Consider the following 9,600-nt stretch of genomic DNA (forward strand, 5'->3'; position numbering starts at 1 on the left):
GACAAGACAGTGGCGCGACATCAGGCGATGGCGCTGGAGAAGTCCTTGTCGCCATAAGGACCGATCACGGCGAGCGTGAGCGGCCGGTTGAGGACGTCGGCCGCGACCTCGGCGATCTCGTCCGGAGTGACGGCCTCGATCCTGGCGAGCACCTCGTCCACGGACAGCAGCTCGTCGTAGACCAGCTCGTTCTTCCCGATCCGCGACATACGTGAGCCGGTGTCCTCCAGGCCGAGCACCAGCCCACCCCGCATCTGCCCCTTGCCGCGCATGATCTCATCGGCGTCGAGGCCGTCGTCCACCACCCTGACGACCTCGTCGCGGCAGATCTTGAGCACGTCGTCGATCTTCGACGGCAGGCAGCCCACGTAGATACCGAACTGGCCGGTGTCGGCGTAGGCCGAGGTGTAGCTGTAGGCGGAGTAGGCCAGCCCGCGCTTCTCCCTGATCTCCTGGAAGAGCCGCGACGACATGCCGCCACCGAGCGCGGCGTTGAGCACGCCGAGAGCGAAGCGCCGCTCGTCCGTACGGGACATGCCGGTCGTACCGAGGACCAGATTGGCCTGTTCGGTGGGCCGGTCGAGCACCTTGACCCTTGACTGCGTCCGGGCGCCCGGCCCGCTCGTGCGGGGCGGGTCGGGCTCCAGCGGTCCGCCGAGCGCGCCCGCCCGCTCGTAGGCGCGGGCGACCAGCTCGACGACGTCCTCGTGCCGGATGTTGCCGGCTACGGAGACGACCGTGCGGCACGGCTGGTAGTGGTGCTGGTAATAGCCGACGATCCGGTCGCGGGGGAGCTCGTTGATCGACTCGACCGTGCCGAGGATGGGCCGCCCGATCGGCGAGTCTCCGTAGAGCGCCGCCGCGAACTGCTCGTGCACGACATCGGACGGGTCGTCATCGTGCATGGCGATCTCTTCGAGGATCACCCCGCGTTCGGACTCGACGTCGTCGGGGGTGATCAGCGAGCTGGTCACCACGTCGGCGAGCACGTCCACCGCGACCGGCAGGTCCTCGTCGAGCACCCGGGCGTAGTAGCAGGTGTATTCCTTGGCGGTGAAGGCGTTGATCTCACCGCCGATGCCCTCGATGGACGCCGAGATCTCCATGGTGTCGCGCGTGGGCGTGCCCTTGAAGAGCAGGTGTTCGAGGAAGTGGGTGGCCCCCATGTGCTGGGAGTCCTCGTCACGCGAGCCGATCCCGACCCACATGCCGACCGCGACACTACGCACGGTCGGCATGGTCTCGGTCACCACGCGCAGCCCACCGGGAAGGACGGTGCGCCTTACCACCCCGGCCCCGTCACGGCCGGGGTGCAGCGTGGTGGTTCTCACGAGTTGCGGTCGTCTCCATCGGAACCGTCGGCGCGGGGCGCCCGCACCCGGGTACGGGTACGGCGGGGACGGTCGTCGCGCGGCTTGTCGTCCGAGGCGGCGGCCGGTGCCTCGGCACCGGAGCCCTCGGCGGAGTCGGCCTCGCCCTTGGCCTCCTTCTCGGCGGCCTCCTTCTCGATGACCTCGACCGGGACCAGGGACAGCTTGCCCCGGCCGTCGATCTCGGCGATCTCGACCTGGACCTTCTCGCCGACGCTCATGACGTCTTCCACGTTCTCGATGCGCTTGCCGCCATGCAGCTTGCGGATCTGGGAGACGTGGAGCAGGCCGTCCTTGCCGGGCATCAGCGAGACGAACGCGCCGAAGGCGGCGATCTTCACGACCGTGCCCAGGTAGCGCTCGCCGACCTCCGGCATGTGCGGGTTGGCGATGCCGTTGATCACCGTACGCGCGGCCTCGGCCGACGGGCCGTCGGTGGCACCGATGTAGATGGTGCCGTCGTCCTCGATGGTGATCTCGGCGCCCGTGTCGTCCTGGATCTGGTTGATCATCTTGCCCTTCGGGCCGATGACTTCGCCGATCTTGTCCACGGGGACCTTGATGGTGATGATGCGCGGCGCGGTCGGGTTCATCTCCGCCGGAGAGTCGATCGCCTCCTGCATCACGTCGAGGATCGCCAGGCGGGCGCCCTTGGCCTGCTTCAGCGCGGCGGCCAGCACGGAGGCGGGGATGCCGTCGAGCTTGGTGTCGAGCTGGAGCGCGGTGATGACGTCCTTGGTGCCGGCGACCTTGAAGTCCATGTCGCCCATGGCGTCCTCGGCGCCGAGGATGTCGGTCAGCGTGACGTACTGGTCACCCTCGCCGATCAGGCCCATCGCGATGCCCGCCACCATCTCGCGCAGCGGCACACCGGCGTCGAGCAGCGCCATCGTGGAGGCGCAGACCGAGCCCATCGAGGTGGAGCCGTTGGAGCTCAGCGCCTCGGAGACCTGGCGGATGGCGTACGGGAACTCCTCGCGCGAGGGCAGGACCGGGATCAGCGCCCGCTCGGCCAGCGCGCCGTGACCGATCTCCCGGCGCTTGGGCGAGCCCACGCGGCCGGTCTCACCGGTGGAGTAGGGCGGGAAGTTGTAGTTGTGCATGTAGCGCTTGGTCCGCTCGGGGTTGAGCGTGTCGATGACCTGCTCCATGCGCAGCATGTTGAGGGTCGTGATGCCCATGATCTGGGTCTCGCCACGCTCGAACAGCGCCGAGCCGTGCACCCGCGGGACCACGTGGACCTCGGCGGACAGCGCGCGGATGTCCTTGGTGCCGCGGCCGTCGATGCGCAGGCCCTCCTTGACGACCCGCTCGCGCATGAGCTTCTTCATCACCGAGCGGAAGGCGGCGGAGATCTCCTTCTCGCGGCCCTCGAACTCGGGGAGCAGTTTCTCGACGGCCAGCGCCTTGACCTTGTCGAGCTCGGTCTCGCGCTCCTTCTTGCCGGCGATGGTCAGCGCGGCGGCCAGCTCGGTCTTGACCGCGCTCTCCAGGGCGGCGTAGACGTCCTCCTGGTAGTCGAGGAAGACGGCGTACTCGGCGGTCTCCTTCGCCGCGACCTGCGCGACCCGCGACTGCGCCTCGCACAGCACCTTGATGAACGGCTTGGCGGCCTCCAGGCCCTGCGCCACCGTCTCCTCGTTGGGCGCGACGGCGCCCTCGGCGATCAGCTTCAGCGTGTCCTTGGTGGACTCGGCCTCGACCATCATGATCGCGACGTCGCCGTCGGCGAGCACCCGCCCGGCCACGACCATGTCGAACGTGGCGCGCTCGAGCTCGGGGTGCGTCGGGAAGGCGACCCACTGGCCGTCGATCAGCGCCACGCGGACGCCGCCGATCGGGCCGGAGAACGGCAGCCCGGCGAGCTGGGTGGACAGCGAGGCGGCGTTGATGGCGACCACGTCGTAGAGGTGGTCGGGGTTGAGGGACAGGATCGTGGCGACGACCTGGACCTCGTTGCGCAGCCCCTTGACGAACGACGGGCGCAGCGGCCGGTCGATCAGGCGGCAGGTGAGGATGGCGTCCTCGGAGGGACGGCCCTCACGGCGGAAGAACGAGCCGGGGATGCGCCCCGCGGCGTACATGCGCTCCTCGACGTCCACCGTCAGCGGGAAGAAGTCGAGGTTTTCCTTGGGCGACTTCGAGGCGGTGGTCGCGGACAGGACCATCGTTTCGGTGTCGAGATAGGCGACGGCGGAACCCGCCGCCTGGCGCGCCAGGCGACCGGTCTCGAACCGGATCGTACGTGTGCCGAATGAGCCGTTGTCTATGACGGCTTCAGCGGTGTGGACACCCTCCACGGGGGACCTCCTTGGTCAGTCAGTCTCCCGCGCCCTCTTTCTCACCGGCACCCTCGTTAGGTGCAGCGCCGGTCTTCGATCGAAGCGCCCGGTCAGAACTGTCACTGTTACCGGAAGCCACTACCGAGGACCGGCCCGCATGCGTCGCGGGTCGCTTGGTGCTTGTGCGGACGCGGGGGCTCTTAAGTGTGTCTCGGATATTCAGTTGTACGGCGCTCGACGCGCCGGTCTTGCAATGAGAGCGCTGGTCTCTCAAGGAGACTGTTCTCTCTAGGAGACTGGTCTCTCAAGGAGAAGGGAGCGACGCGGACGCCGCTCCCTCTCACTCTATCGGCGCAGGCCGAGGCGCTCGATGAGCGCACGGTAACGCGCGATGTCGACCTTCTGCAGGTACTTCAGCAGGCGGCGCCGACGCCCGACGAGCAGGAGCAGGCCACGACGGCTGTGGTGGTCGTGCTTGTGCGTCTTCAGGTGCTCGGTCAGCTCGCTGATGCGCTTGCTGAGCAGCGCGATCTGCACCTCGGGCGACCCGGTGTCGCCGTCGGCCGTCGCGTATTCAGCGATGATGGTCTTCTTGGCAGCGGTGTCGAGGGACACGGCTCTCCTTTGAGCTACGGGCACGCGCGAATGGATAAGTGATGCGAGCGACCGTGCGTGCCTACAGTCGCCGCGGCGAAGGCCGTCAGAGCAGCGCGCAGCGCCGCCGTCACTGGACCGACATGCAAGGTTACCATCGCGGTCAAGCGCCGCGTCATCATTCAACCCGAGGTCAGCCGCCGGGCCTGGTCGACGTCGGTGTGGATCTGGGCGATGAGCTCCTCGATCGAGTCGAACCGGGTGTTTCCCCGCAGTCTCGCGGCGAAGTCTACCGCCACGTGCACGCCGTACAGCTCCAGGTCGTCGCGGTCCAGCGCGTACGCCTCCACCGTGCGCGGGACCCCTTCGAAGGTGGGGTTGGTGCCGACGGAGATGGCGGCGGGCCAGCGCTCGCCCGCGTAGAGGGCGGGCAGGTTGGCGACGGGCACGCACTCCAGCCAGCCCGCGTAGACCCCGTCGGCGGGGATGGCCGTGTGCGGCGGCGTCTCAACGTTGGCGGTGGGGAAGCCGAGCTGGCGGCCGCGCTGGTAACCGCGTACGACCACGCCCTCCACCCGATGCGGGCGGCCCAGGCCCGCGGTGGCGCCCTCGACGTCGCCGGCCGTCAGCCGGTCGCGGATCTCGGTGGAGGAGACCCCGTCGAGGAGCGGGACCACCTCGACGGCGAAGTCGTACTTCTCGCCCAGCGCGACCAGGGTCTCGGTGGTGCCCGCCGCGCGGTGGCCGAAGGTGAAGTTGGCCCCCACCACGACCACGGCGGCCCGCAGCCGGTCGGCGAGGATCGACTGGGCGAACTCGCCGGGGCTCATCCTGGACAACTCCAGCGTGAACTCCTCGACGCACACCTCGCCCACGCCGAGCCCGGTCAGCAGCTCCGACCTGCGCCTCGGCGTGGTCAGGCGGACCGGGTGGGAGCCGGGCCGGACGACCTCGGCGGGGTGTGGCTCGAAGACGACCGCGACGCCGCGCAGACCACGCTCCCGGGCGGCGGCCACGGCCCGCTCGACCACCTGTTGGTGCCCGCGGTGCACGCCGTCGAACACGCCGATCGTGACGGCGGACCTTTCCGAACCCTGCACGCCCGGCCCCATTCGCTTGTGGCGGATCAATCCCCCACCAGCCTGCCATGCGGCGCCACGTGAGCTCCAATCGAGGGGGTACGATCGCCGCACCATGCCTCGATACGCACTTCTGATCCTTCCTGCCTTCAACCGTGTCTACGGTGAGAGCGCGGTCCGCCTGACCCTCGCCGAGCTGGCCTTCTTCGGCCGACGGGCCCTGGAGACCGAGGTGTCGGACCTCGGGGAGAGCGTGATCGGCGGCCTGCCGTACGTGACCTTCGAGACCGCCGCGCCGCTCGGCGCCGGTGACGTCGCGCTGCTGTCCAACCTCTCCTCGGTCTACGCGCTCTACGGGATCGAGGGCGAGCTGCTGCGGCCGCTCACCGTGTCGCCGCTCGACCGGCTCAGCAGCGATCTGATCACGATCCAGAAATACGCCGGCAAGACGAACGAGCACTTCACCAAGCTGCTGCTGAACGTCACAGTGCTGGCGAGCGATCGGCGGCTGGACGAGCGGCTGTCGGTGTTCGACCCGCTGTGCGGGCGTGGCACCACGCTCAACCAGGCCCTCATGTACGGATACGACGCCTATGGGGCCGATGTCGACAGCAAGGACTTCGAGGCGTACACCGGCTTCCTCAAGACCTGGCTGAAGAACAAGCGGTTCAAGCACACCGCCGAGACCGTGCCCGTACGCCGCGAGCGGGCGCTGGTCGGCCGGCGCCTGAACATCTCCTTCAGCCGGTCGAAGGAGGAGTTCAAGTCCGGCGACACTCAGCGCGTCTGCGTGGTCAACGCCGACACCCTGCGCGGCCGCGAGTTCTTCAAGCCGCACTCCTTCGACGTCGTGGTGACCGACGCCCCCTATGGCGTGCAGCACGGCAGTAGGGGCGGGGGCGGACTGTCGCGCAGTCCTCTGGAGCTCATCAGGAAGGCCGCGCCCGTCTGGGCGGAGCTGCTGCGGTCCGGCGGCGCCCTCGGCATCTCCTGGAACACCTATGGCGGCACCCGCGACGAGCTGGCGGCGATCCTCACCGAGGCAGGGCTCGACGTGGTCGATCTGCCCGACTTCGAGCACTGGGTCGACCAGGCGATCGTCCGCGACATCATGGTGGCCCGCAAGCCATAAGAGGTCGGGCCTCTCCCCCGCGGCCGCCCATCAGAGCACCTGTGGGTTCTAGGAAATGACGTCTAGGAAATGACGTCTAGGAAATGAACACCGCCAGAGGCTTGGCGATGCGGCCCTGCTCCTCCACCAGCGCGAGCAGCTCGCCCTCCGGCCCGAACACCCCGATCGGGCCCTTGCCGTGCCCCGCGGCGGGCAACCGCCCGCCGTGGCTGACGACCCTGGCCTCCTCGGCGGTGAGGTCCCAGCGCGGGAACGCCGCCGACACCGCTTCCCCGATCGGCAGGACCACGCATTCCTCGGCCAGCCGGTCGATGGTCCTGGCCCGCGACAGGTCGTACGGGCCGACCCGGGTGCGGCGCAGCGCCGTCAGGTGCCCGCCGACGCCGAGCCCGGCCCCCAGGTCACGGGCCAGGGCCCGGATATAGGTGCCGCTGGAGCAGGTCACCACCGCGTCGATGTCCATCACGGCGTCGTGCGCCCTGATGTCCAGCACCGAGAACTCCCGCACGGTGACCGGCCGCGCGGCCAGCTCGACGTCCTCGCCCGCACGGGCCAGCTTGTACGCCCGCTGCCCCCCGACCTTGATGGCGCTGACCTGCGGCGGGACCTGCATGATCTCGCCGGTGAGCGCGGCGATGCCCTTCTCGACCTCGGCGGGGCGCACCTCGGAGGCCGGGGCGGTCGAGGTGACCTCGCCCTCGGCGTCATCGGTGTTGGTGGTCACGCCCAGCCGGATCGTGGCCTCGTAGACCTTCTCCGTCAGCGCCAGGTGCCCGAGCAGCCGGGTCGCCTTCTCCACGCCGACCACGAGCACGCCCGTCGCCATGGGGTCGAGCGTGCCCGCGTGACCCACCCGCCGGGTGCCGGCCAGCCGCCGCAGCTTGGCCACCACGTCGTGGGACGTCCACTCCGCCGGCTTGTCTACGATGATCAAGCCGCTCTCGGCCATCAGGTCTCTCCGTCTCGACTCGGCAGCAGCGCGCGGAACGCCGCGATGGTGTCCTCGACGCTGACGTGCGAGGTGAATCCGGCCGCGTTGTGATGACCGCCGCCGCCCAGCACGGAGCAGATCGAGCCGACGTCGACCGCGCCCTTGGAGCGGCTCGACGCCTGCCAGGCTCCCTGGTCGTCCTCCTTGAGCACCACCGCCACCTCGGCCTCGTCCGTGCGCCGCACGATGTCGATGAGGCCCTCCAACTCGGTGTACGGCAGGCCGTACGCGGCCCGGTCGACCCGGGGCACATACGTCCAGACCAGGCCGTCCTCCAGCGACACCCGCTCGAGCGCGGCGGCGAGCACCTTGAGGTAGCCGAACGGGGACCGGTCCCACAGCTCGCGGGCGATCTCGTCGGTACGCAGCCCGGTGGCGACCAGCCGGGCGGCCATCTGGTGCACCTCTGGCGTGGTCGAGGCATGGCGGAACGAACCGGTGTCGGTGACCAGCCCGGCGTACAGGCAGGTGGCGATGTCACGGTCCAGGCTGCCGCCGAGACGGTAGATCAGCTGCTCGGCCAGCACGGCCGTCGCGGCTACGTGCGGGTCGATGAGGCTGAGCGTGCCGAACCCGGTGTTGGACAGGTGATGATCGACCACGATGACCTCGTGGGCCTTGGCCGTGTTGGGGCCCAGCAGGCCCAGCCGGTCGGGCGTCGAGGAGTCGAACGTGATCATCAGCTCCGGCTCCGCCGGAAAGTCCGCCGGCGGCACGAGCAGGTCCTGGCCGGGCAGGAAGCGCAGCAGGCGCGGCACGTCGAACTGCCGGTCGCCGAAGGAGGCGACGACCCGCTTGCCCTGGGCCCGCAGGACGGCGCCGGTGGCCAGCATCGAGCCGAGCGCGTCACCGTCGGGTGACACGTGGCAGGCCAGCGCGATCTCATCGGCCTTGCCGATCAGGTCGAGCGCCCGCCGCCAGGCGGGCTCGGGGATCACCGAGCCGGAAGGCGGCAGCGCGCCGTCCGCGCCGCTGGGCGGCGGAGCCTGAAGACGGCCCTGCCCCCCAGCGCTCGAACCTGACGCGCCCGGACCTGCTGCGCCCGAACTTGCAGCGCCCGAACTTGCAGCGTCTGAACCCGACGCGCCCGGACCCATGCGGGGCGGGCGATCGGTTCTGTCGCGCACGTCGGGCGTCACGTCGCCGGCTGCCCGTCCTCGTCAGGCTTGCCGGGGAGGTCCGGCTCGTCGTCCTCCTCCGGCTTGCGGTAGGGATCGGGGTCGCCGGCGTAGGTCGCGCCCTCGGCCTTGCGCGCCACCTCGGCGTCCCTGGCCTTGGCGGCGTTGATCAGATCGTCGAGCTGGCGTGCGCTGTCGGGCAGCGGGTCGTGCTTGAACTCCAGCGTCGGAGTGAAGCGGACACCGGTCTGGCGGCCCACCTCGGAGCGGATGATGCCTCTGGCGCTCTCGAGGGCGGCCGCAGTGTCGGCCCGCTCGGCTTCGGAGCCGAACACCGTGTAGAAGACCGTGGCCTCACGCAGGTCGGCGGTGATGCGCGTGTCGGTCACGGTGACGAAGCCCAGACGCGGGTCCTTGATCCGGCGATCCAGCATCTCGGCGACGATCTGCTGGATGCGGTCGGCGAGCTTGCGCGCTCGTGCTGCATCCACCATGTTCGCTCCCCCTCACGCACGGCCCGAAGGCCGTGCAGTCGTTCAGTCTTCGTCGTTGTAGAGCCGATGTCTGGCCGACAGCAGCTCGATCTCAGGGCGGAAGGCCACCAGGCGCTCGCAGGCGTCCAATACCTCTTGGCAGTTGCCCGCAGAGCCCGAGACTACGGCGACGCCGACCTCCGCCCTGCGGTGCAGGTCGAGATGGCCGGTCTCGGCCACCGCGACACCGGGAAAACGCCTGTGCAGCTCGGCGACCAGCGGTCGCACGACGGAACGCTTCTGCTTCAGCGAATGTACGTCGCCGAGCAGGATGTCCAGGGTCAGAGCACCCACATACATCGTTGGCAACCACCGCTTGTCCTGGTGTGTGAAGCGCACCCTGGCCCTGCTGCGGTGGAAAGCAGGTCCAGGCGTGCGAGAGGCGCCCGGCGGATGGTCCGCCGGGCGCCCCGCCGCCGGTTTAGCTCCCGGCGTATACCCCAGAGCGACCGGATCCGTGCGCGCGGGGAACCGGCTGTGGCGGTTTCCGACCCCGCGACC

9 protein-coding genes are annotated in these 9,600 nt (G+C 69.5%); 1 reads left to right on the plus strand and 8 read right to left on the minus strand.

Annotated elements, in window-relative coordinates; genetic code table 11:
- Positions 1-20 precede the first annotated feature (20 nt).
- From AB0H88_RS52085 to AB0H88_RS52100, 4 genes are all read right to left on the minus strand, one after another.
- Positions 21-1,331 carry a pitrilysin family protein gene (locus AB0H88_RS52085; protein WP_357657609.1) on the minus strand — a complete coding sequence of 437 codons (1,311 nt, stop codon included), beginning with the start codon at positions 1,329-1,331 and terminating at the stop codon, positions 21-23.
- Positions 1,328-3,670, minus strand: coding sequence for a polyribonucleotide nucleotidyltransferase (locus tag AB0H88_RS52090; RefSeq protein WP_357657611.1), 2,343 nt, complete (start codon positions 3,668-3,670; stop codon positions 1,328-1,330). The genes AB0H88_RS52085 and AB0H88_RS52090 overlap by 4 nt, the downstream gene beginning before the upstream one ends.
- A 327-nt stretch (positions 3,671-3,997) precedes the next feature.
- Entirely contained in the window at positions 3,998-4,267 is a 270-nt protein-coding gene (rpsO, locus tag AB0H88_RS52095; protein WP_214642971.1) for a 30S ribosomal protein S15, read from the minus strand.
- A 161-nt stretch (positions 4,268-4,428) separates the two neighbouring features.
- Positions 4,429-5,358 carry a bifunctional riboflavin kinase/FAD synthetase gene (locus AB0H88_RS52100; protein WP_357657622.1) on the minus strand — a complete coding sequence of 310 codons (930 nt, stop codon included), beginning with the start codon at positions 5,356-5,358 and terminating at the stop codon, positions 4,429-4,431.
- Between the two features lie 82 nt (positions 5,359-5,440).
- Here AB0H88_RS52100 and AB0H88_RS52105 point away from each other — a divergent pair, with 82 nt between their 5' ends.
- Complete coding sequence (locus tag AB0H88_RS52105) at positions 5,441-6,457, plus strand: SAM-dependent methyltransferase (RefSeq protein ID WP_357657613.1); 1,017 nt, start codon at positions 5,441-5,443, stop codon at positions 6,455-6,457.
- A 76-nt stretch (positions 6,458-6,533) separates the two neighbouring features.
- Here AB0H88_RS52105 and truB read toward each other — a convergent pair whose 3' ends face one another.
- The 4 genes from truB to AB0H88_RS52125 form a co-directional block, all read right to left on the minus strand.
- Positions 6,534-7,406, minus strand: coding sequence for a tRNA pseudouridine(55) synthase TruB (gene truB, locus AB0H88_RS52110; RefSeq protein ID WP_357657615.1), 873 nt, complete (start codon positions 7,404-7,406; stop codon positions 6,534-6,536).
- Positions 7,406-8,386 carry a bifunctional oligoribonuclease/PAP phosphatase NrnA gene (locus AB0H88_RS52115; RefSeq protein WP_357657616.1) on the minus strand — a complete coding sequence of 327 codons (981 nt, stop codon included), beginning with the start codon at positions 8,384-8,386 and terminating at the stop codon, positions 7,406-7,408. The genes truB and AB0H88_RS52115 overlap by 1 nt, the downstream gene beginning before the upstream one ends.
- Positions 8,387-8,583: 197 nt before the next feature.
- Positions 8,584-9,060 (minus strand): 30S ribosome-binding factor RbfA, encoded by a 477-nt coding sequence (gene rbfA, locus AB0H88_RS52120; protein ID WP_357657618.1) that lies wholly within the window; start codon positions 9,058-9,060, stop codon positions 8,584-8,586.
- A gap of 42 nt (positions 9,061-9,102) precedes the next feature.
- Positions 9,103-9,399 carry a DUF503 domain-containing protein gene (locus AB0H88_RS52125; RefSeq protein WP_357657619.1) on the minus strand — a complete coding sequence of 99 codons (297 nt, stop codon included), beginning with the start codon at positions 9,397-9,399 and terminating at the stop codon, positions 9,103-9,105.
- Positions 9,400-9,600: the final 201 nt, after the last annotated feature.

The organism is Nonomuraea sp. NPDC050680 (assembly GCF_040654555.1).
Taxonomy (GTDB): domain Bacteria; phylum Actinomycetota; class Actinomycetes; order Streptosporangiales; family Streptosporangiaceae; genus Nonomuraea.

Bases quoted from the DNA above. Each gene is read 5' to 3' on its own strand.
- AB0H88_RS52100 (WP_357657622.1), bottom strand. From the start codon at position 5,358: ATGGGGCCGGGCGTGCAGGGTTCGGAAAGGTCCGCCGTCACGATCGGC.
- AB0H88_RS52105 (WP_357657613.1), top strand. From the start codon at position 5,441: ATGCCTCGATACGCACTTCTGATCCTTCCTGCCTTCAACCGTGTCTAC.
- truB (WP_357657615.1), bottom strand. From the start codon at position 7,406: ATGGCCGAGAGCGGCTTGATCATCGTAGACAAGCCGGCGGAGTGGACG.
- rbfA (WP_357657618.1), bottom strand. From the start codon at position 9,060: ATGGTGGATGCAGCACGAGCGCGCAAGCTCGCCGACCGCATCCAGCAG.
- AB0H88_RS52125 (WP_357657619.1), bottom strand. From the start codon at position 9,399: ATGTATGTGGGTGCTCTGACCCTGGACATCCTGCTCGGCGACGTACAT.